The organism is Ruminococcus sp. B05, from assembly GCF_003628495.1.
GTDB lineage: Bacteria > Bacillota > Clostridia > Lachnospirales > Lachnospiraceae > Schaedlerella > Schaedlerella hominis.
In genome coordinates, this window is the sequence record NZ_RBZR01000019.1 from 1 (window position 1) to 23,656 (window position 23,656).

Here is a 23,656-nt window from a genome sequence, read left to right on the forward strand (position 1 = left end):
AATCTGACGCTGGAAGCTGCCATATCCTGTCTTTATAATTTTCTCGATTAAACTCTGTGATTGCATCCGGCTTTTTATAATCTGAACCAAGTTTCGCATAAATCTTATTCCAGGAAATTCCAATACTCACTGTTACTCCAAGTTCGTATTTAATCCGATGGCTGATTTCTCTTGCAATCGTCATTCCGCTTCCTTTCAGATTTCTGCTGTCCGATACATCCAGCCAAGCTTCATCAATTCCATATGGCTCGATCTTGTCCGTATACTCCGAATAGATTTCTCTTGCCATCTGTGAAAATCTCAAATACAAATCCATCCGTGGTGGTACAAATATGATTTCCGGACAAATCTGTTTTGCCTGCCATAATGCCATTCCGGTCTTTACACCTTTTTGCTTTGCAATGTAATTTGCTGTCAGCACAATCCCATGTCTGGCTTCCGGATCGCCACCGACTGCCAGCGGCATTCCGGCAAATTCCGGATGATGCAGCATTTCTACACTGGCATAAAAACAGTTCATATCACTATGCAGGATCACACGCTCACTCAAACTTTTTACCTCCCAGCTGTTTCCTTCAACATGATGTCTTATCAATTTTTGTATGTTTAGTATATATCGACATTCCGGAGATAGTCAAGTAACATCTTGGTTGTATTTTCTCCATTTTGGAGATTATTGTTGATTTTATTTCTGACATACGGTATAATGCATATAGAAAATTCAAATAGAAATGAGGCGAACAAATGCGCGATTTCGGGGAAATATTAGCAGAAAATAGAAAAAAGAAAGGATACTCTCAATCAGATCTTGTAGACCTGCTTTCTCAGGAAGGTATTCAGGTCACTACAAAAGCAATCTCCAAATGGGAGACCAATGCACGAGAACCAGCTTTACATGTTTTCCTGACACTTTGCCAGTTACTTGATATCGAAGATATATATGAATCCTTCTTTGGAGAAAACCCATATAACATTATGAGTGGATTGAATGAAGAAGGCAGAAATAAATTGATTGAATTTGCTGATATTTTGAAAGCTTCTAAAAAGTTTTCTCCACTGTCTGCAAAAATTATCCCATTCCATCATCCTGTAGAAATTACCTGGGAACCAGTTTCTGCTGGTACTGGAAATTACCTGGAGGATTCTGTAAAAGAAACCTATGATGTAGGACACCTTGCTCCTGAGCAGACTGACTTTGGTGTACGGATTTCCGGTGACAGTATGGAGCCACTTTATCATACAGACGATGTTGCATGGATTCAGAAAAAAGATTTTCTTGCTAATGGTGAAATTGGAATCTTCTATCTCAACGGCAATACTTACATCAAGGAATTACACGATGAGCCAGATGGTGTTTATCTGATTTCTTTAAATCAAAAATATCGTCCTATCCAGGTTTTGGAATCTGACTCTTTTAAGATTTTTGGAAAAGTAATCGGGAAATGCAAAGGTGCAGAAATTCCGGGATTTCATTAGATTTCAACAGCAGGTTCATGATCCTGCTGATAACAATAAGCAAAGGAAGTGATTGAATGGCAATCAATAATACACTAAAAGATATTCGTGAAGAACGGAATCTCATTCAAGCAGATTTGGCTGAAGCCATAGGTTCCTGCAGCCAGACTATAGGCCGCATCGAACGTGGAGAACGTAATCCCTCTCTTGAGATTGCAATCCGGCTGGCACATTACCTGAAAGTGCCTGTAGAAGATATTTTTCAGGTTGAAGACTAGAAACACAACTGCCAGAAAACCGAGGAGTAAAATCCCCGGTTTTCCTTTTACTCAAAAATCAGTGTAATCCTTTTACGAAGTCCGCTGCGTTTTTCATATCTTCTTCATTCGGATGGTCTTTAGCAATACCTCCAACCAGTTTAAATGGTCCGAATGTGTCATACCCTTTACAGCCAAATTTTCCAACCACACTGGCATGTCTTTTATCCAAAATCTGCTCTATGGTTTTATAATTCGCACTCCCGCCATAAGTACAGATCAGAAATATCTTTTTGTCGTCCGGTAGATTCTTCTCTGCAAATTCCAATATCGACTGATGAAACTTTGAAAAATAGATTCCTGATGCAAACCCAATCATATCATAACTGCTCAGGTCTGCATCTTGCTGTTTCACAGCATCAATCAAATCCACCTGACATTCTTCTGCGATCCTCTTTACTAATTTTTCTGTATTTCCATGATGCACAGATGCGTATACTATCGCTGTTCACATTTTTCTTCCTTTCTGTCTGCTCCGTCAATCAGGTCATAGCTCATATCCAAAAAGTCCAATATCTTCGCTTCACTGACTGAACCATCCAGTAAAATCGTGATCCAGTGCTGTTTATTCATATGGTATCCTGGTAAAAATCCATAAGTCTGAATAATCATACTGGTCATTTCTGGATCGCACTTTACATCCATGATTTCAACCAGATCATTTCCCTCTAATCCCAGTTTCGATTTTTCAACCGTCATGATCACTGCATACCATTTCCCATTTTTATGTCGAAGTACTGCACTGTCCGATAGTTTACTCCATAAATATTCCGGCATTGTGCCATACTGTTTCTGCACATATTCAAAAATTTCTTCTTTCTTCACAATCTATTCAACTCCTGATTTTTCTGATATCCTGCCCATAATCATACCACATTTTCGTATCCCATACTACCTGCCAAATTCTTTTGCATTTTTCCGGTTCTCCTGACTTTAACTAATAGAGGGGTAAAACAGCAAGGACAGGAAGTGAGGATACACTTCCGAAAAATCCCAATTTAGGGAACCCTGCCCTAAATTGAAAAATGCTGAAAGCAACGATACTACTGCCCTCTCAGAAAGGAGAGCCCGCCAATGGCTGAAAGAAAGAGAAACAAAGAAATCCATTTTTATGTCACTGAAGAAGAAAGGAAGCTTATCCGCAGAAAGATGATAGAATCCAAAACAAAAAACATGGGAGCTTATCTGCGTAAAATGGCAATCGACGGTTACATCGTCAACACCGATACCACTCCACTAAAGAAACAGTATGAGGAAATGCACAAGATTGGCATAAACATCAATCAGATTGCAAAGAAGGTGAATACTACTGGAGATCTGTATCCGGAAGAAATGCAAGAATTGAAAGAGATGGTGAAAGAATTATGGCGTATCTTAAGATCTTCCCCATTAAAGTAACAGACAAGAAAGCTCTGAACTATATTACAAATCCAGATAAGACAGATGAAAAACTGTTAGTTTCCAGTTTTGGCTGTTCCCCAGAAACTGCAGATCTTGAATTTTCCATGACAAGAGAAATGGCAAAAAAGAATGGAATGGACAAAGGCGATAACCTGGCATTTCATCTAATCCAGTCATTTAAACCTGGAGAAGTTGATGCCGAAACCGCCCATCGCTTAGGGCAGCAATTCGCAGATGAAGTACTAAAAGGAAAATATGAATACGTGATCAGCACCCATGTTGATAAAAATCATATTCATAACCATATCATCTTCAACGCTGCAAGCTTTGTTGATTACCACAAATATGTTTCTAATAAGCGGAGCTACCATAAGCTCTGCAGAATCAGCAATCGTATCTGTCATGAAAATGGACTTGCCACCAGTATGCCAACCGGAGAAAAAGGCAAAGGTTATAAGGAGAACATGGAATATCATCGTGGCACCAGTTGGAAAGCCAAGCTACGTGTTGCAGTTGATAAAGCAATCTGGACTTCCATCAACTATGAGGAATTTTTACAAAAAATGCAGTTAGCCGGATATGAAGTCCGACAGGGAAAACACCTGTCCTTCCGTGCACCGGAACAGAAAAACTTCACTTATATGAAATCTCTTGGAAGCTATTATTCAGAAGAAAATGTCCGCATCCGTCTGTCAAAAAATCGTAACAAAGTAAAAGCTCCAAGGCATCTGTCCAGAGAAGCTCGCCTGTATGTCAATATCTCCACGTATGTTACAACTGGCAATCGAGAAGGATTTGAACGATAGGCAAAATTAAGTAATCTAAAAGAGGCAGCCCGCACCTTCAACTATCTTTCCGAAAATAACCTGCTGAATTATGAAGATTTCAAGCAGCACGTTTTCGATATTGAAAATTCTATTAAAGCAACAGATCAGCGGATTGAAGAAATCAACACTGAACTTGGGACCAAAAAACTTATTCAAAAGCATTGTGATTCTTACCGACTCTGCCGTAAAGTTATTGAAGATTGCAAATCTGTCAAAAATCCAAAAGCATACCGCACCAGGCATCAGGCAGAATACCAACTTCACGATTCATTAAAAAAAGAGCTTCAGGATCTGGGCGTTACCAGAATCCCAAGCTCTGAAAAAATCCAAAAGCAGATTGAAAATCTTGAATCGGAACAGTCTGCCGCTGTCCGGGAAAAACAAGAATTACAGAAAAAACAAAAGACACTGGATATCATTCAGCAGAATTTCACTGCACTGCTCGATGCTCCTGAGATCAGTTCAGACTTACTTCCGGCAAAAAAGGAACCTGTTTCTGTCACAAGAGAAAAATAAGATTGCACTGGCAACTCACTCATTTTCTTCCAAATCTTCCCAAGGTTTCAAATCCTTTTCCTCCCAGGTGACACCATACGGTGCACCTCCGGAGGTATAACCAGCAATACAGAAAAATCGGTCATCTTGCAAGATCTCTTCTTTGGTCAGATTATCTCTTGCTTCTTTTTTCCGTTTTGCTCGCCTCTGTTTCCTCTTTTGTTTCGCAACAGCTGCTTTTTCTTCCGGCGTTTTCCTATGTCCTTTTGCCATAAATGTTTCTAGTGTAATTCCACTCTGAATGTCTTTTAGTATACGAGTTTCATACCCTGTTTCACGTTTCTCAACAATTCTATAAAACTCTTCATATTCTGTTTTGGGAGCGATTGCTTTAACTGCTACAAATAAGCTTTTGCAAATATCATTCATTTCAGCAACATCCGGCATTCGCTGATTTTCAAGATAGAACTTCAAGTACATCTTGTATGTTTTATCTGCTATTGTACTCTTCTGTTTTTGTTTTAGATTTTTATAGCTTCTGTTATTCCTCTACATCTATACTTCCTCATCTGCCTTCTTTCTCCCGTGCCATCAAAAGCATTTTTTCAAAAGACTGAGCGAATCTTTCATTGTGAACTTCCAGAAATTTTACAACTAAATCCAACCTATATCCATTCATCGACATTCCGAATCAAGTCAATGATTTCATCCAATGAACGCTCGCTTTCCACGTATGCATTATACAACGCCTGCTTTGCCCTCTCGATTTTCCGTTCCGGATGTCGTTCATCCAACAGTGTGTAAAGCTCCTCAGCAAGAACACTGTGTTCCTTATCTTTTTCCTGAAGTCTTTCAATTTTTCTGTCCAGAGCTTCTATGTAATAATCCGACCTCCGTGTCCCATAGTCTTGACTGAGATGTTTTTCGAGCATTCCGGGAAGCTTGTGCTCTTTCAATACATTTTGGATCACAATATATGTTCCGATCCGGAGGACGCAGCTCCGATAAGCTTCAGGGCGTTCCTCCGGCATAGGAGAGTCGGAAAAGATGTCAGTCAGAAAACTTTTTATTTGGGTACATCATTTCCGGATGGTTTGGATCAAGTTTTCCGATGCTGACCCGCACAGGGATCGTGTATTTCTTTTCCGGGTAATACGTGCGACCAGTTTCGAACTGAATGTATGTGAGATTTCCTTTTTTCATCCGGGTAATTTTTCCCTGTGCTTTGGAATCGGCACCGTAAAACTGTAGTACATGTGGACCTCCTTTAGTATGATATTACACTAAGGAGGCCCACATTCCCAAGAAAAAATTCAATCAGAAAGTGCGTAAAATCAAGGAATTTGGCAAGTTTTTCCTGCTTCGTTTTTGCTTTAATGCGAAGTACACGAAGAATTCACAATTGTATGAATGGCTTTTTTTAATCTCTATCCATTAGGCCTTGGAACACTCAAATTACCCCTATCAAATATTAACTAATAGTATTTTCTGAATATTGCGTTTTCCTGCAATTTCTTTTCGTAATCTACTGAATTCTCCAGCTTCATCCCAATCTCCAGATCAATATCTTCATGCTCGCCATTGCTCGCAAAAAAATACTTTTTCCCAGTCCGAAGGTTCTTTCGGATTGTTTCATACTGGAACCGGACTTCATAAAACGGGATAATGACCTGCATATTTAATATCTGCTTTGAATGCAGGTTCTTCACAAAATCCCTGTATTCCTGCGTTGCCGGAATTGTTCCTTCAATTGCCTCTCCTGAGCAAATTCTCAGCAGTCGGCAAATTCATGGATATGCACGTTTTCACTCCTTTCTCCACTGTCCTTCTTTGATCATTTTCCAAAAGCACAAAAAAGGAACGTAAACACTCCTTTCTCGCTCCACATCATTTTCTTTGTTTTTTAGTTTTCATTTTGTTTCCCGCATTCCTGCTCGTTTATAATCAATCAAAGGTTGTTCTTGTCTTCCCTCCTTCCGCCAGCCTGAACATAAAAAAAACACCAAAAAACAATTCTTTGCTTTTTGATGTCATTTCTGTCTTTTCAGGCTAATGCCTGAACCAATATTACAGAAGCCCGAACAGACTTCTTCGGTGCGTTTCGCACAATCTGCTTTCAAATCCCGGATCATTTCGAGATGAAATTTCTTATTCAGGATATTCCCCGAATGAAACTGTTTACGCATTTATCATGGCACTAGATTTTGTTTTCGTCAACATTTTCAAGTACAATATATTGATATTTTTGCACTAAATGGTATTCATAGTACTACAAAAGATATAGCAGCAATAGCTTAATATCCAGCATTGCTAACGGTTCCGGGGTGCATTCATATTTTTGAACAATTCTTTTAATTTTTGAAAGCTCTCTTCAGATAAATCATGTTCCATCTTACAAACCTCCTTTTGCGCCAGTTTATCATCAATTCCGGCTGAAACCAATAACTCATAAGAGAAGCAATGTTTTTCATAAATTTCTTTCGCACATTCACTTCCTTTTTGAGTCAGACTAAGAATACCCTTGTCATCTTTTTGAACCATTTTCTCATCAATCAAAATTTTTACCATATTCGTAATACTTGGTTTACTGTATCCGAGAAAATCTGCAAGATTGATTGAACGTACCTCTGATAACTTTTTTGTAATAGATATAAAGCTTCTAAGTAATCTTCTGCTGATTCATGTAATGCCATTAAGCACCTCCTATCTTTTGCCTGACTAATTTTTTTGATAAATTTCCTTTGAAAAACTATCTTACTGCGCCGGAACACAATATCTCTTATTTTGTTGCAACAGCAAAATGCAGTGAAAAACTATTATTATCCCTTATTTTTTTGTATGCAATTAATACATTAATTCATTTAAGTGTCTTTAATGTATTCTTTTATCACTTCAAATATCTCTTTGTTTATTACTATATCCTTTTCGTTTTCAATCCTTGTAGGATAATGACCTCTATTCTTTTCCAACAAAAATTCAGCCTGATTATTGATAATATCTTTCCGTAAACTATATAACGAATTATTTACTTCGACTTGATCATCTTTAGCCCCCTGTATAATTAACACAGGTTTTTGATATTTATTAACGCCATCTTTTCCACTAAGTAATGCATACTTACCAAATTGAATCTTTTCAAATACAGCTATCCAAAACTGTAATAAATATGCAAAACATTTCATGTTTTTTTGCATACACATTCTCACAAATTTATTTGGAACATCAAAGGCCGATATTATAATTGCCTTATTCAAATTTTCTTTCTGTATATTCAACAATGCCGCCACAGCATATGCACCTGTACTATGCCCAAATGCGATAATTTTATCTAGTCCTTGTTTTTTTAAATATAGTACAGCATTTTGGGCATCTATAATAAACTGTGCAAATCCCTTTATATTTTCTCCTTCACTTTCACCACATCCTGTCATATCATAAGAAAATACAAGGTATCCACAGTTTATCAGTTCACATATTTCTGGCATATAAGCATTATACGTAACTCCATACCCATTCACAAGCAAAACAACCTTATTATTAACTTTATTTTGATTAATTCCATAGAAATATCCTGTTAATTTATTTTTTCCCGAATAAAATTCTATTTTTTTCTTCTGGGAATATCTGATTTTTTATCCGCTTCACAAATATCTATTCTCTTTCCAAACTGCATACGATACATTATGAACGTAAGCAAAAAACTCAAAGCAAGAATAATAAATGCCAATAAGATAATAATAATTATTATTTTCATGATAACCTCTTACTAATATTTAGGTATGCCGTTTCATTAGGAAAGCAAATTTTTCATTATTATAATTATAATTTTTTGCTTTCCTAAAATACCAACGACATATTAAATTAATCCAAACTTAACACCGCACTCTGCAAGCAGTCATAATCCATAAACAAACAATGTGCAGAATACTCCTTGCATCTCAAGAACACAAATTGCACAACAATGTTTATAAATGACTTTTTTTAATCTCAATACATTATGCCAGAAAACACACAAAACCTCAAATCACTCCTATCAAATATTAACCAATGGTATTTTCTGAATATTGCGTTTTCCTGCAACTTCTTTTCGTAATCTACTGAATTCTCCAACCTTCAGCCTGCTCACGAATACTAATAAAATCTCGATAGGTTCCTTTTTGTTTCAGTAATTCTTTATGAGTTCCTTTCTGCACTACCGTTCCTCCATCAATAACGAGAATCTGATCCGCATTTTCAATCGTTGCTAACCTATGGGCAATCGTTATGATTGTTTTACCATGTGTTAGAGCAGAAATAGCTTCCTGAATCAAATGCTCGTTCTCTGGATCAATACTGGCTGTTGCCTCATCCAAAATAACAATTGAAGCATCTTTTAACATGGCTCTTGCAATCGAAATCCGCTGCTTTTCACCGCCAGAGAGGGACGAACCACCCTCACCAATTACGGTATCATACCCATTTGGCAGGGCCATGATAAAATCATGGCAGCGCGCTTTTTTTGCGGCAGCAATGATCTGTTCCTCCGTAGCATCTGGGCTGCCGAATTTAATATTGTTGCGAATCGTATCCCGAAACAGATACACATTCTGGAACACCATACTGATGTTCTTTAACAGACTATCGCAGGTAAATTCACGAATATCTGTTCCACCCAAAGTAATTGTTCCGGCATTAACATCATAAAAGCGGGCGATCAGACTACATAGGGTAGATTTTCCGCTTCCAGAGGGGCCTACAATCGCTGTTGTGGTATTCTGAGGAATCCTGAAATTTACATCATGCAGCACAATCCTTTTATCATAACCAAAGGACACATCCTGAAAGGCGATGTCATAAGAAGTCGGCGTAATATCTTTTCCGTTCTGGTCAATATAATCTGCATTTTCCAGAGATTCCAGCTTGTTCATAGCTGAATCTATAAGCCCCAACATGTGCGCCGCATCGTTAACGTTTTCCACACTTCCAAAAACCACGAAAGAAAACAGGACAAACATCAGGAAATAGGCAAGGCTCATTTGCCCTTCAAGAGCCTGCCATGCACAGATGAATACAATTCCCATCGATGCCAGTTTCAAGGCAAACAGATGCAAACAATTAAATGGCGTATAGCCTTTTTCTACTCTGATATGAATATCTTTCAAATCTTTATTTGCGTTGCGGAAACTCTCAATAGAAGCGCCTTCCTGTCCGAACGATTTAACGATGGACAGCCCGCGGATATATTCAATCGCAGAGCCAGACATATCCTCCATGGCCTGGTGCGTGATAGCAGCGGTCTTTTCACTATGCCTGCTGATACCATGTAAGGCCAATGAGGAAAAGGCAACGCCGACAACAGAAATCACTGCTGCGGCTGGACTCAGGAAAAGGAAACACAGGAGAATTGCAATAAACTTTGCATATCCGTTGATAATGATGTCAACCATCTTCATTCCCTGCAATTCAAGTGTGGATAGCTCCGTGGTAACACCTGTCAGAATATCGCCCACGCTGTTTTTAGAAAAATATCCCAGAGGAACCCTTTTCAGCACATCGCCTAAATGGATTCGCTGCCCTGCGGCTACTTCATAACCAATGCTTTCCTGCAACACCGCCCGCAAATAAGAGAGTAGAAAGTTAAGCGCAATCGAGCCAACAATAATCCAAAGCGTCTGCCAGATCAGGGAGGATTCTATTGTGTTGCCTGCCCAATAAGCTGCGATTGCTTTATCAAGGGCATAAGCGGCAGCCATTGTAGGGATCGCCGTAGACAGGCTGCTGAAAAAGGAAAAAACAGAGCCAAGATAGAGGCGTCCCTTATATTTCCCCGCCCATTTAATGATCCGTTTCATAGACTTAAACATGAGCGGCCACCTCCTTCTTTTCACTCACAGACCAATTCTTCGCCCCGATGTGGGCTTTCCACATATCCGCATAAAGCGGACACCGCTTCAACAATTCTTTCTGCTTTCCGCAATCCACAATCCGGCCTTTTTTCAACACGACAATCTGATCTGCGTTCTGAATGGTGGAAAGGCGGTGGGCGATCACAAGAAGAGTTTTACCCTTTGATAACGCCATGATAGATTTCTGAATTTTATCTTCGTTCTGCGGGTCAGTAAATGCTGTCGCTTCATCCAAAATAACAATCGGGGCATTTTTGAGGATCGCCCTCGCAATCGCAATTCGCTGTTTTTCGCCGCCGGACAGCCTCTTTCCGGCATCACCGGCAGGGGTATCATATCCTTTGTCCAAACGCACAATAAATTCATCACAGCAGGCCGCTTTCGCCGCCGCATATACTTCTTCATCTGTGGCGTTTGGATTTCCAAGACGGATGTTTTCTTTCAGGGAGCAATTAAACAGGAAGTTATCCTGCGTCACAAAACTGACCAGTTCGGAAAGCTGGCGTATAGACAACTCTTTGATATTCTTCCCCCCAATGGTAATGTTGCCGCCTGTCACGTCCCAAAACCTTGCAATCAGACGGGCAATCGTTGATTTACCGCCGCCAGACGGTCCTACAAGTGCCGTAAAACTTCCCTCTGGCAATTCCAGGTTCACATCATGCAACACTTCATTTTGCTCGGAACCGTCATAGGAAAAGGTTACATGCTTCAACGCAATATCATTGTGAGGAATAGATACGATTTTCCCTGAATCCGGCAGTACAGGCAGGTTCAAAAGTTCATTTGCCGCCTCTACTGCATATTCCATAGACTTTGCTTCGTTAATGAAAGTGGTTGCTTTCATCAACGGTCCAACAATGCTGAGGGAAAGGATAATCCCCATTGCAAGCTCCGCAGGGGAGATACTTCCATTCTGCACCAGCAAAAGGCCGACAGGAAGAACCCCTAGGAGCGTTGTCGGCATAATTGCCATCATCAAGTTCATGGTTTTCCATGTACTCTTAAACCATGCCAGAGTAAAGTCCTTGAATGACTGGACAGCACCAACAAATTTTTCATAAGAGCTTGTGCTTTGGTTAAAAGCCTTTACAACCTCGATACCTTCCACATACTCGATAATGATACTGTTGACATGGTTATTTGCCTCCATATAAGCGGCATACTGGCTATTATAATTCCTCATCAGGAAAAACATAGGAATCATAGCCAGTATCGGAGCAATCAATACCGCCAATCCCATGCGCCAGTCGATGACCAGCATCCAGATAAAAATTGCAATAGGGAGCAGAAGGTTAGAGGTCAATTCTGGGATCATGTGCGCCAAAGGCGGCTCTAAATCCTCAACTTTATCCATGATTATGTTTTTCAGATAGCCGATTCGCCGCCCCATCACCTCGCCAAGAGGAGCTTTCATCAGTCGATCCGCAATTTTCAGACGGATTCCTTCCAAAATAGTATAGGCTGAAATATGCGCCAGGATCGTAGAAGTTCCATAGCAGAAAACCCGTATCAAATAGCCTGCCGACCCAACCATGCACCAAATCAGAATACAATTTAATGTTACAGTTCGGTTGATAAATGCCAGCAGGATTTCATATACAGCCCAAAAAGGAATAAACCCTCCGGCAACACTCAAGATAGCACATAACACTGAGAGGGTCATTTTCCCTTTGCATGGCTCGGCAAAGGAAAACAGAATTTTAACCCAGTTATCTTTTTGTTGTTCCATTACAATCACCTTCCTTCTTTTTAGCTAGCAAAGAAAAAGGATGGGTAGTCCTTGCTAACCATCCTCATTGTAACAGTATTCGATTCTTCTTTCCTCTCCAAAACGGCATTTATGCACCATTTAGAAAAAAGATTTTCGGTACTCCATAGGCGTTTGTCCCATCACCTGACGAAAGGCCGTTGCAAATTTACTGGGACTTTCATATCCGACAGCTCCGGCAATTTCTGCAATCCCCTTTTTGGAATCCTGCCTGAGCATTGTAGCAGCGATATTCATTCGATAACGGCGAAGATAAGAATACATGGAATCTCCGTAAACCTCTTTGAAACAGTTTTTCATGCCCGTCAATGAAATCTGGAACCGTTCAGCCAATTCATCCATTGTATAATGCTCTTGCAAATCCGTTGTAATCAGGTCGTGGATTGCTTTTATTTTCTCTACCTGCCCTTTATAAAAATAAGGACGTTCCTCTTTGGACTCGGAAATTTGCAAAGCGTCCAGATACAAAAGTAGTTCCAGTGCCTTTACTTTATAGTAGTCTCCTTTGATTTGCTGCGGGACAAAGTAAAGTTCTGAAAAAATATGTTCAATTCCCGGCTCATTATGAATAACAAACGGTTTCTTGTCGTTACAATACTTCTTTTGAAGTTCATATAAATCAACCGAAAACCCGCCAAAAAAATCTCTGAGGGCTGGCACAGCAATTTCCAAATCAAACCCGAGCGTCATCCCGTGGTAATGGCAAAGCGGAAAGCAAACTCGTCCCGAATGGAAACGCCTGTTATCAACTCGCATTTCATGCTCCTGTAAATAGCCATAAGCATGATTGCCAATTTCGTTTTCGATTCGTCCCTCCCGGCAATGGTCGATATAGAGAAGCGAACTGCCTGTACTACTCTGAAAATGAGAAACGCATTCTTTTAGGTGCATATCACTATACATCACAAAAGCGCCATCAAAAATTTTGTGAGCTGTCATTGTCCCTTCGCCGCTTTCGTCAAAAATTTGCAGGACAACACAATCCTCAGTTTCAATGACATTTTTTACATTTGATCCGCAATTTATTTTACCATCAAACAGTTTGATTTCCGCCGCCCCCTTCCAGTATAAAGAAGTTTAATAGCCGTTCTCGTCCTTCCATATCCCAGAGGGAATAGCTTTCTTCCAGCATTCCGTTTTCCAGATGAATCACATGATTGCAGCATCTAAGTATAAATTCCGGGTCGTGGGTCACAATCATAACTGTTTTTCCTGAATTAGCAAGCTCTTTGACCGAATCGGCTACCTGTCTCATATGAAAAAGATCAAGCCCGCTGGTAGGTTCATCAAATAAAATCAGCGGACGTTCAGAAGCAATCGCTGATGCAATAGCTACACGTTGTTTTTGTCCTCCTGACAGTCCCATCGGATGACAGTTCTTGTACGGGAGTAAATCCATTTCATTCAGAATGGCTTCTGCCCTTGCTATATTTTCAGGAGAATCGTCCGAATCCTTTTCCGGCATACTCAGTAAAACTTCTTCTAAAACACTCTCAGTAAAAAGCTGGTGGTTCACATCCTGCATAACCATATAGCATATTTTCAGACGCTTTTTACCTGCATAGGATATGCCGTCTTTTTCAAGAATTCCTTTACAGCGTTTTTCCAATCCACACAAGCAACGGGATAGTGTTGTTTTTCCCGCTCCATTATGCCCGATGACCGCCGTTACATTTCCAGCAGGAATCTCAACTTCTTCCAAACGAAGCGTTTCCGGCTGATTTTTGTACGCAAAACGGAAATGGTTAAGTTTCCACATTCCCCGTCCTTGATGCAGACCGACAGGATCAATGTCTGCAAAGTCACACAAACCCAGTGGCCTTAATCCCATTTTAGCCTTTTCTGATGCCGGAATCAACTGAAATTCCGACAAATTATAGTCCCCTTGTATTTCTCCATTGCTTAAATAGATAATCCTGTCAGCTAAATCATAAAGATAATAAAGCCGATGCTCCGCAATGATGATAGTTTTTCCCTGTGCTTTTAGTATTTTCAACAATTCCTGAAAGTCAGCTATGGAATAGGCATCAAGATTGGAAGATGGTTCGTCCAAAACAAAAATATCCGGTTCCACAGCAGCGGCAGAACCACAAGCGATTTTTTGCTTTTCTCCGCCCGACAGGGAAAAAACACTTCTATCCAACAGGTTTATAAGATTTAACTGCTTGGAAACGCGCTCCACCCGTTCCAGTATATCTTCCTCGGCTAGCCCATGATTTTCACATCCAAAAGCAATTTCACTGGTCGTGTCCACATTAAAAAACTGAGAACGTGGATTCTGAAAAACAGAACCCACTTTTTTTGATATATCAAATAACGACAGGCTACTCATATCTTTGCCATCGAGTATGACTCTACCTTCCAGCTTGCCATCGTAATAGTGCGGAATCAGGCCATTAAACAAACGAGTTAATGTAGTTTTGCCGCATCCTGATGTTCCGCAGAGCAACACGAAATCTCCATCATTAATAGACAGGTCTATATTTTTCAGCGTTCCATGTACTTCACGTTCTCCGTCGATACTTTCATTTGAAGGGTAGGAAAAAGAAACTTTTTTACATTCAATCATAATCCTACCTCCCTGCAATCATTGTTGCAATCGGAATAGCAAAAGCCACTGCACACAATAACAAGAAAAGAATATCCTGCACATGAAAACCGATTTCGCAGATATTTGTTCTCTTAACCGGTCCGCCCAATCCTCTCGTCAGGGCTGCAGCACTTAATTCTTCCCCAATCTTAACAGAACACATAATTACAGGAACAAGCCTATATTCCAACATTGCACCTGCTTTGCCTCCGCCGAAGCGAATCCCTCGCATTTTCATAGCATCGCCTATCGCATTATATTCCTCAACAACTGTTGGGAAAAAGCGGAATATAACAGACATTGGAATAATAATTTGCTCCGGCAAATGCAGCTTCTTCATGGCAGCAACAAATTCACTGACGGTGGTTGTTTTGACTGTAATGTATCCCATCATAATTCCCGGAACAAACCTCATTAAAAAGCCACAAACTGCAACAACAAAAAAACTTGGCAGTCCTGACAAGTACGGGAGTGACAGTATTTGCAGTAGATAGCTGCCACCGTACAAGGCAAAATAGATACATGACCCCTTCCATGCCCCTTCGGTCAGCATCAATATCAGAGGAACTGCCGACAAAACAGGAGCGAACTGTCTGGAATTTACACCAATGCCTCCACTTAAAACAAATACGGAAATTGTGATAAGCAAAGCGAGTTTCGTCCGGGGGTCTAACAGTATTCCTCTGCCGCTTTTCTGACTTGCTAATAACTCCTGACGCATTATGCAATACCTGCCCTTTTGAAGTGTTTCTTAAAAATCTTCTGTCCGATGATAGCGCCAATCACGCCGCAGACAAAACCGGCAATCAAAAGAAGCGGAAGTGTATATGCACTGATATACCCCATAATCGCATCGGCATATTCCTGACTATAGCCGGTAATCAAATCTTGGTAATAGCTGTCCCTTGTTACAACAATAGGAATATAATTACCAATAATCCACATCGAGAAAACCCCATGAGAAATGATCCCTTTCTTTGCGCTCTTATAATCGCCGGACTTCAAGATTAGATCAGCCAGAACACCAAAAACAAAACCGGTAATAATACTCCAATATCCCATACCTGTGAGCAGCATCAAAATACCACAGATCAAACCGGTCAGAGACACCATTCCAAACTTTTGGATTTTAGAATAGTACAGCATCATAACAATGCCGGCAATAAGCGGCGCAATCGCAATCAGCAGTGGCAAAAAAATAGGGATAAAACCCAACATAGCAACGGCCATAAATACCACGAAATAAATTGCAGTAAAGATTCCAACGTTAATAAGGTCTTTTCCTTGTAGTTTCTTCATTATAACATCCTCCTTCTTTTGGTTAGCCAGTTCTAACCTTCTTCAACGTAATATAACAGATATGATAATATTTTTCTACTCCAAAAAGGCATTTTAAATCCAAATAGATTTTTTTTGATTCATTTGAATATTATTTTTGAAATAGAATTCTTTTGATTAAAGTTTAACTATATTCTGTTTTATTTCTCCCGGAAGACTCTCTATAAATTTTTGAATACCTTCTATTTCATCTAAATTATATGCCTTTCCTTTTGAAATTTCATCGTTTAGGCACCATTCTGCCACCAACGCACAAACATACCCCGATAGGGAATTCCAGTTACACGCATATTCAAAAGACATAAGTTTTTTTTCTACATCATTTCCATTTACAAGTTCTATACCAAACCAAAATATAGTCTTTTCATTTTCTGTACTTTTGTTCCTATACATTTTTTCCAATTGCTCTGTATATCCAAAAGTATCCATACTATTCGAATGATATATTTTGCTTCCAATTTCAAAAAAACTAGCCATGGAAGACAGATCAGAAAATGTGTTAAAAAAACAACCTTCCTTGACTCCTGTTTCCTTGCACACTCTTCGAAAATCTTTACTAATAATAGGATACAGATACATTGTTCCTACTTTCTCATCTATACATATACTTTCCCCTATCCTCATTTTGCATGGAATAATTTCGTCTTTATAAAAAAAACTCATGCTTTTAGATTTATTATTAATCATACTTGATATTACATCTTGTGTAGCTCCATGCGAAAAATAACTATTTCCATAAAAGTATTCTTTGATAGATACCTCAGCTCCTTTATGTATTTCTGCCACATACTTAAATAGAGCTTCTGATAATCCTGGATATGTACCTGATGATAGTATAATTCTAGTTTTTTTATCCCCTATCATACTTTTATTATCAACAATATATTTCTCGACATCTCCTTCTCCAAATGGATCAATATAATCATTCCCTTGCTTAATACACTCTCGAACTATCCTTGTCCCAACTATAGATGCGGGAGATGTACAATTAATGACTACATCGCATTGCGAACAGAACATTTCAACTTGTTTCGGAATAAATACATCCATCTGTATAATTTCTATATTCTCTGTTGAAAATTCTTCTTTCAAACACTGAAGTTTATATTGATTACGTGCCCCTATAAGTAAAGCATACCCTTTCCCTTGTAACGCAGATAACACAGATGATCCTACCAAACCTGTTGCTCCAAGAATTCCTATATTCTTCTTCATCCTCTTATATTCCTCTCTATAATTATTTGTGCTAGCAATGTGGCATTTTCCTCACTATGAATGCATGTAACATGATTTCCCGGAACATTTATCACTTCAAATTCCCCAAGACATATATCGTTCCACATTTCTAAATTTTGGTTTTTATCTGCAAAAAAATATTTTTGTTCTTCACATGCTGATAAATAACAAATATCCCCACTATAAAAAGGTAATTCTACATTTGCACCTTTAAATCCATGCTGATAAATTTCAAATGTTGCTTCTAGCAGTTCAGCACTCACGTTAATGCAAGTTTTTTTCTCAATGGCTTTTGCGTAGGCTTCAAATCTTTTTTCTTTTGTACTATTAACAAATTCCCAAAGACCACTATTGTTTTTCATTTTGCTATCTTTCTCTATAATGTTAAAGAAAGTATTTTGAGGGATATTACCATTATTTCTTTTCCTCACTTCTGTAATAAATTCCATTACCTTAAAGTCATCGACATCTTCCAGAACCTCCGAAAGCATTAATTGATAGTTAGGCAAAAAGATCACTTCATCTATAAATTCATCCTCTACCTTCCCGGAAACAGGATAACTATCTATAACAAACAGATTATTTACTTCGATTCCTTTCTCCAGCAATTTTACAGCTACATTTAATGCAAGAATACCTCCAAGACAATATCCAATAAGATTAATATTTTTATAGTGAAGTTGCTCTATTTTCCGAACATACTCGTCTGTAATTCTATCAACTAATTCATGATATTGTATTGAATAATACCATTCTACATCTTCTACATTTATAAATAGAAAATCTCCCAAATCCTCTTTTCGTAATTCCTTTTCTACAAAGCGATAACAATTAGTTGTTCCTAATGCCGTATGGAAAAAAATATATACTGTATCCTTCGCAGTTTTCTCTATAATTCTAAAATCATCAGTTCGTACATTCTCAGATGTTAGAATGTTCTGCTTGCTCTTTACAAAGGTTGTTATTGCTTCCCCCGTAGGATTATTCAATATTTGGCGTAGAATCTCATCAAAAGTGACGGATGTTTTAGTTTGCTCTATAATTTCTTTTACTCTGCCCGCAATCTGTGCCATTAATAAGGAATCTGCCCCTAATTCAAATAGATTATCATCTGGATATAATGCATCAACCTTTAAGACACTGATTAAAATCGAATAAATTTCTTTGTCTATTAAATTTTCTAATTCCCATCTTTTATGTTGAATCTTATCATCCCTTTTATCAATAAAGAGTTTCCGAATTGCCTGTCTATCGACTTTACCATTTGAAGTACATGGTATTTCATCAATAAATTGCAAAAAAAACGGTATCATATACTGAGGTAAGTATCGCTTCAATGCTTCCCGTACACTCTTTTCATCTTTTTTTTCATCTTCTTTTGGAACAATTACCGCAACCAACTTTGGTTCATTATTCCAATCTACTGTTGTTACACAACAGTTTTTCCCCGAGCAGCAATCCATAATTGCATTTTCTATTTCCCCGGTATCAATTCTATGCCCCGAAATTTTTATTTGGGAATCTTTGCGTCCTAAAAACTCAATCTCTCCGTTCCTTAAATATCTGCCGAAATCCCCGGTTTTGTATATTCGTTTATTATTTAACCAAAAAAAGCTACTTTGTGTTTTAGAAACATCTCCCAAATACTCTTTTGCTAACCCTTTTCCTGTTATATATAGTTCTCCTTGTACCATATCTGGGCATGGTTTCATATTTGCATCCAGCACTTCAAAACCTTGGTTACTTAAAGGAACACCGTACGGTATGCTACTATTATATGATTCACCCATTTTGCACTCGTGATAAATAGACCATATGCTAGCTTCCGTAGCCCCTCCTAGTGAATATATTCGAACATCTTTTAAGAATCTGCAAATTTTTTCTGGCAACTTTACTGGTATCCAATCACCTGACAACAATATTTTGTTAATTGACAATTTTTCTCCTTTATAGAATCGTTCAAGATAGTCTACAAACATTTCCATAAAGGCGGGCACAGAATTCCAAACTGTGATATTCCACTTCTCTACCAACATAAGCCAATAAGACGGATCTTTATATCTAACTTTTTCTGGTATTACTATTGTTCCACCTGTAGCTAACATTCCAAAAATATCATAAACAGAAAGATCAAAATGTAATTGTGAGAGCGCCAGAATACTGTCTTTATCTTTTACCTGAAATCTTTCATTTATATCTATAATCGTATTTACAACAGCTTGCTGCTCGATAACTACCCCTTTAGGTTCACCTGTGGATCCAGACGTAAAAATCACATATGCCACATCATCAAAGTTGTCATTAACAATCTCATCATAACTCTTTTTTAAAATGACACTGTCTTTGTCAATCCATTTATATTTTTCTCTATATTTATGAGTTTCTTCTTTTTCTCCAATTAAGCATTTGATTTTTGCTATCTCCAGTATTTTATCTGCACGAATTTCTGGTTGGTCATTGTCTATCGGAACAAATGCTGCTCCAATCAACAAAGTTCCCAAAACACTCGCAATCTGAAAAAAACTCTTATTCAATTTGATTCCAACATAGTCACCTGCTTTACAACTGCATTTCTGCAATTCATCTGCTATTCCATATGCAGTCCACAATAGTTCTTCATATGTATGTTCTCCACATTCATCCACGACTGCTGTTTTTTTCGGCATTTCTAAAGCACTCTTCAGAAATAGGTTCTGCAGAGTATCCATCTTTATCTCTTTAAAAGTACTATTTACATTCTTTCTTTGATCCATTTGCTTTTCAGGTAATTCTACATTTGCTTGTTGATTCCAAAATTCAACGGATTCCGAAATTTTTTTCAAATATGTTAAAAAGGTACAAAATATATCTTGAATAACTCCTTCTTCAAAAATACCGTTTCGGATATCCCAATTAATAAATAAACCTTCTTCATTATCCATAACTTGACAATCTAAGAAAGCCTGCGGCGTCTGACTGATTCCATTATTATTAACTTTCCCAACCATCCCATCGTTTTTTATCAATCCAATAGAACTTGTAAAAATAATAGGAAAGAAAAGCATCGGATTCTTTCTTCTCTTTCGCAAATCGCGAATCACTTCGATCCCAGAATATGAACTATGATCCAAATCTTCAAAAATTTGTTTATTTACATTTTTTACAAAATCAGCAAATATTATTTTCTCACTTAAATCAATTTCTAAAACATCTACACTAGTAAAGTCTCCAATAGTATTGTAAATACCCGTATATTTGTTATTTCTTATGAGTGTAGTTAGATTTAATGAAAATTTTTTGTTTACACTCCAGCGTTCAATACACAAAGCAAATATAGAAAGCACAGTCGCTGTAGGCGTCACACTATTTTGACTTGAAAAAAACTTTATTTTTTCCCAGTCTTCAGCCGATAATTTCCTTGCCATACGAATAAATTTATTACTTTTTTCAGCATTCGATCGCATCGGGAGAACTGGCGCTTCAGGAATTATATCCAGTCTATTTTTCCAATACTCTTTATCTCTACGATATCGACTACTGTTTTTCATTCCCACCTCATTAAGTACATAATTTCGAAATGAAATAGCACACTTTTCATCCCCGTTACCCTTATTGTAGTATATTGTCTCAAATTCTATTAATAATGTCCAAATACTTGCCCAGTCTGCAATCAAAAAATCAAACGATAAATGCAATGTAGTTTTTTCTTTGTCTTCGGTTACACCAATATCAAACATAGGCCACGTTTCAGTATTATAGTATTTATCAGACCATTTGCTGCGTATTTCTTCACATTTTGTAGATATATATATGGGATATTCTGCCACATCTCTTAATACTTCTTGAGTCCCATCTTCTAAAACAATAGCTCTCAACATATCATGCTTATCAATTAACTGATTCCAAATCTTTTGTACTTTTACAGAATCCAAGGCCGGATAATCCAGTTCTAAATATAGATGACTTGCCACATCCCCATACTCGAAAGAATTTTTTCGCCCTAACAAATAAGCCATTTGAATATCCGTCAGTGGAAATTTATCGAAACGCTCCCTTTCTTCTTCAAAATAACTTATAATTTCCTTTTTGTTATAAATCAAAATATTTTTTATATCATCATCTAATTTCCCATCCTTTTTTAAATAACGTATTTTCCCACCTTCAGTCCAAATACCAATTCCTTGTTCCCGCATATTTTGAATCAATTTACTTACTTCCACTATATTTATCCTCCAACTGGCAACTTAATACAAATACCTTTTGATTATACACGCACAGTTCAGAATCAATAGTTGGCAAACTTTTTTCGACAGCAAATCCAACTTTCTGAAACAGTTCGTGCCATTGATATAATTTTAAAAAAGTTTCATTTTTTTCGGCTCTTGCATCATCTGGCTCTTGCATCATAAAAGCTTGGGATATTAACATTTGAACAGATTCACCAATTGCTTCTACGATAATTACCTTTCCATCTTTTTTTAAAACTTTTTTGATGTTTTTTAAAGTAACTTCTATATTTTTTGCGTTATTCAGCACACCTACTGCAATTACTATATCTACGCTATCCTCCTTTATTTTATCGCTAACAAAATCATTATTAATATCTATTTTTAAATATTCAATAAACCGAATTCCTGAGAATAACTCTTTAGCACGATTTACAAAAAAATCTGAAATATCAGAAAAAAAATATTCTTCTACACTAAGAAATTTTATTTTTTCGATAATAGGCTTGGCTGTTGAAGCCGTTCCTCCTCCTAATTCCAACAGTCTACATCCTTCACGCAGTTCACATTCACTTTTAACATAATCCGAAATCATTTGATTATAATAACTTGAAATTGGTGTCTTTGAATACAAATCATCCGCTACATACATCTGACCTTCCGGAAACAATAGTAATGTAGGATTTAATTCCCCTTTCATGATATAGTTAAGTTTTAAAGCATTATTCTTAAAATATTCATATGTGGATATAGTTCCTAAATTTGCATTTTCCCAAACGTTTTTACCATCCACCCAAATTTTTTCAAGTTCTGAATAATGCATTTTTTTCTCAAAATAATATTCTTTTTCTTCATTTCTTATATAGCTATTAGAGTTAAGCACATGAAGCCAACGATGTATTATGGGAACAAAATCAGCTTTCACTCCTATTCGTTCTATCAGTTCATCACTCGTATATCCTTTATTTACTTCTTTGATATTCTGCTGCAAATAATAATACATTGTTTTTAGACACATATTATTAAATACTGCCATACCACCAAGCAAGGCACTGCTTTTTTCAAACAAAGAGGTACTTTCTCTCAAAAGTTTTTCTGACGGATAGTAACTATAAAAACTCCCCGAAACAATCTCAGGATATCCCAGTCCTTTCATTAAAAGTTGCCAAGCATGACTATTATTCAAAATCCTTTGTATATATTGAATAGTTGGTTCTGTCGGTTCCACTACAGTTTTTTCTATATCCTTTGCAATTGCACAAGGCCATTCATCCTTAAAAATCATTTTTTGTTTCTTCTCGCTACTATATAATATAAATGAATTCTGTTCATCCATATTTAAAGGTGAATGGAATTCTAATCGCCCTGGTATAATATTTTCATCCGGGAAATGAATTCTAGGATTCCAAATAACAGGACCATCAGGATCAAACAATGTCAATTGTCCACCTGCAAATCCAACACTAATCCGAAACAGCATATGTAAAAATCCATCTATATTTTCTTTTTCGATTTCATTATGTGCTCTGAAACTTATTGGAATATCTCCAATCTTTACAGTTTCCGTCTGAAAGGGCACATGACCGCATATACTTCCCACATTCTCCCATGGGCGAAGTGTCTGAAGCACTTCGCCCAAAATACTAATTACTGGATAGGAAACCTGAGTCGCTAAATCAACATTAATATATGCTATTTTTTCTGTCTTACTAACTATATGGACATTACGTATAAAATTTTGAACTGCAGGTAGGTTCAAATACAAGTTACCAACCCCAAAATACACTTTTTGATTTTGCGCAATCTTATAGCATTCCCCCAATTCTTTATAATGAACTGGCTGCTCCAACAGAACATTTATTCCTTTTCTCAATAATTGTTTTGCTATATTAGCGCCTTCGCCTCCTAGTGCCCCTGTTTTCACAGCAACACAAGCAACATCTACCCTTTCTTCTACTTCATCTAATGAAGTATATAGAGGAATATTATAATATCTTGCGCATTCATAACTCCTATCACTTCCTTTGGCTAATAAACCTACTATCTTTATTCCTTTCATTCGCTTTAGCGCTTCAAGATAAAATTGTCCAAACCGACTACCATAAACAATAATATTCTTCATATAGTTTTTACGCC

At 37.6% G+C, this 23,656-nt stretch carries 22 protein-coding genes; 4 read left to right on the top strand and 18 right to left on the bottom strand.

All coding sequences use genetic code 11. The features are described from left to right. Positions 1–550 (bottom strand): DNA polymerase IV (locus D8Q48_RS12725; protein WP_147422755.1); only part of this gene is annotated, 550 nt, incomplete at its 3' end. Between the two features lie 194 nt (positions 551–744). On the opposite strand from D8Q48_RS12725, the gene D8Q48_RS12730 reads away from it, so the two are divergent. After that, positions 745–1,476, top strand: coding sequence for an XRE family transcriptional regulator (locus tag D8Q48_RS12730; protein WP_118037259.1), 732 nt, complete (start codon positions 745–747; stop codon positions 1,474–1,476). Positions 1,477–1,532: 56 nt separating this feature from the next. After that, on the top strand, positions 1,533–1,733 hold the full coding sequence (locus D8Q48_RS12735) for a helix-turn-helix transcriptional regulator (protein WP_005344265.1): 201 nt from the start codon (positions 1,533–1,535) through the stop codon (positions 1,731–1,733). 58 nt (positions 1,734–1,791) lie between these two features. On the opposite strand, the gene D8Q48_RS12740 is transcribed toward D8Q48_RS12735, so the two are convergent. Together D8Q48_RS12740 and D8Q48_RS12745 are read right to left on the bottom strand one after the other, a co-directional pair. Beyond that, positions 1,792–2,199: a flavodoxin family protein gene (locus D8Q48_RS12740; protein WP_172697014.1), complete on the bottom strand. Its 408-nt coding sequence runs from the start codon at positions 2,197–2,199 to the stop codon at positions 1,792–1,794. A gap of 11 nt (positions 2,200–2,210) precedes the next feature. Then, on the bottom strand, positions 2,211–2,597 hold the full coding sequence (locus D8Q48_RS12745) for an MmcQ/YjbR family DNA-binding protein (protein ID WP_117484514.1): 387 nt from the start codon (positions 2,595–2,597) through the stop codon (positions 2,211–2,213). A 249-nt stretch (positions 2,598–2,846) separates the two neighbouring features. On the opposite strand from D8Q48_RS12745, the gene D8Q48_RS12750 reads away from it, so the two are divergent. Continuing rightward, a complete protein-coding gene (locus D8Q48_RS12750) occupies positions 2,847–3,170 on the top strand; it encodes a MobC family plasmid mobilization relaxosome protein (RefSeq protein ID WP_118037257.1) in 324 nt (107 codons plus the stop codon). Beyond that, complete coding sequence (locus tag D8Q48_RS17580; protein WP_243116296.1) at positions 3,137–3,979, top strand: relaxase/mobilization nuclease domain-containing protein; 843 nt, start codon at positions 3,137–3,139, stop codon at positions 3,977–3,979. The genes D8Q48_RS12750 and D8Q48_RS17580 overlap by 34 nt, the downstream gene beginning before the upstream one ends. Positions 3,980–4,531: 552 nt before the next feature. On the opposite strand, the gene D8Q48_RS17585 is transcribed toward D8Q48_RS17580, so the two are convergent. From D8Q48_RS17585 to D8Q48_RS12835, 15 genes are all read right to left on the bottom strand, one after another. After that, positions 4,532–4,975, bottom strand: a complete 444-nt coding sequence (locus tag D8Q48_RS17585; protein WP_243007224.1) for a hypothetical protein — start codon at positions 4,973–4,975, stop codon at positions 4,532–4,534. A 185-nt stretch (positions 4,976–5,160) separates the two neighbouring features. After that, a complete protein-coding gene (locus D8Q48_RS12765) occupies positions 5,161–5,427 on the bottom strand; it encodes a hypothetical protein (RefSeq protein ID WP_147422756.1) in 267 nt (88 codons plus the stop codon). 543 nt (positions 5,428–5,970) lie between these two features. After that, entirely contained in the window at positions 5,971–6,171 is a 201-nt protein-coding gene (locus tag D8Q48_RS12775) for a hypothetical protein (RefSeq protein WP_118037253.1), read from the bottom strand. Positions 6,172–6,805: 634 nt separating this feature from the next. After that, on the bottom strand, positions 6,806–7,063 hold the full coding sequence (locus D8Q48_RS12780; protein WP_243116297.1) for an iron dependent repressor, metal binding and dimerization domain protein: 258 nt from the start codon (positions 7,061–7,063) through the stop codon (positions 6,806–6,808). Positions 7,064–7,356: 293 nt separating this feature from the next. Further along, entirely contained in the window at positions 7,357–8,019 is a 663-nt protein-coding gene (locus tag D8Q48_RS12785; protein WP_279230737.1) for an alpha/beta fold hydrolase, read from the bottom strand. A gap of 77 nt (positions 8,020–8,096) precedes the next feature. Then, a complete protein-coding gene (locus tag D8Q48_RS17260) occupies positions 8,097–8,249 on the bottom strand; it encodes a hypothetical protein (protein WP_015524567.1) in 153 nt (50 codons plus the stop codon). 340 nt (positions 8,250–8,589) lie between these two features. Then, a complete protein-coding gene (locus D8Q48_RS12790; protein WP_118037251.1) occupies positions 8,590–10,338 on the bottom strand; it encodes an ABC transporter ATP-binding protein in 1,749 nt (582 codons plus the stop codon). Continuing rightward, the gene (locus D8Q48_RS12795) at positions 10,331–12,112 is read right to left on the bottom strand and encodes an ABC transporter ATP-binding protein (RefSeq protein WP_118037250.1); all 1,782 of its coding nucleotides are present in this window, start codon (positions 12,110–12,112) and stop codon (positions 10,331–10,333) included. Before D8Q48_RS12795 ends, D8Q48_RS12790 begins: the two co-directional genes overlap by 8 nt. Before the next feature lie 120 nt (positions 12,113–12,232). Continuing rightward, positions 12,233–13,090, bottom strand: a complete 858-nt coding sequence (locus D8Q48_RS12800; RefSeq protein WP_015524564.1) for an AraC family transcriptional regulator — start codon at positions 13,088–13,090, stop codon at positions 12,233–12,235. A gap of 94 nt (positions 13,091–13,184) precedes the next feature. Then, entirely contained in the window at positions 13,185–14,720 is a 1,536-nt protein-coding gene (locus tag D8Q48_RS12810; protein ID WP_118037249.1) for an energy-coupling factor ABC transporter ATP-binding protein, read from the bottom strand. Between the two features lie 4 nt (positions 14,721–14,724). Beyond that, positions 14,725–15,462 (bottom strand): energy-coupling factor transporter transmembrane component T, encoded by a 738-nt coding sequence (locus tag D8Q48_RS12815; protein ID WP_118037248.1) that lies wholly within the window; start codon positions 15,460–15,462, stop codon positions 14,725–14,727. After that, positions 15,462–16,040, bottom strand: coding sequence for an MptD family putative ECF transporter S component (locus D8Q48_RS12820; RefSeq protein ID WP_118037247.1), 579 nt, complete (start codon positions 16,038–16,040; stop codon positions 15,462–15,464). The genes D8Q48_RS12815 and D8Q48_RS12820 overlap by 1 nt, the downstream gene beginning before the upstream one ends. A 156-nt stretch (positions 16,041–16,196) precedes the next feature. Continuing rightward, positions 16,197–17,294: a saccharopine dehydrogenase NADP-binding domain-containing protein gene (locus D8Q48_RS12825; protein ID WP_117484503.1), complete on the bottom strand. Its 1,098-nt coding sequence runs from the start codon at positions 17,292–17,294 to the stop codon at positions 16,197–16,199. Then, complete coding sequence (locus tag D8Q48_RS12830) at positions 17,291–21,514, bottom strand: non-ribosomal peptide synthetase (RefSeq protein ID WP_121056715.1); 4,224 nt, start codon at positions 21,512–21,514, stop codon at positions 17,291–17,293. The genes D8Q48_RS12825 and D8Q48_RS12830 overlap by 4 nt, the downstream gene beginning before the upstream one ends. Continuing rightward, positions 21,501–23,642, bottom strand: a complete 2,142-nt coding sequence (locus tag D8Q48_RS12835) for a bifunctional Gfo/Idh/MocA family oxidoreductase/class I SAM-dependent methyltransferase (protein WP_118037246.1) — start codon at positions 23,640–23,642, stop codon at positions 21,501–21,503. Before D8Q48_RS12835 ends, D8Q48_RS12830 begins: the two co-directional genes overlap by 14 nt. Positions 23,643–23,656: the final 14 nt, after the last annotated feature.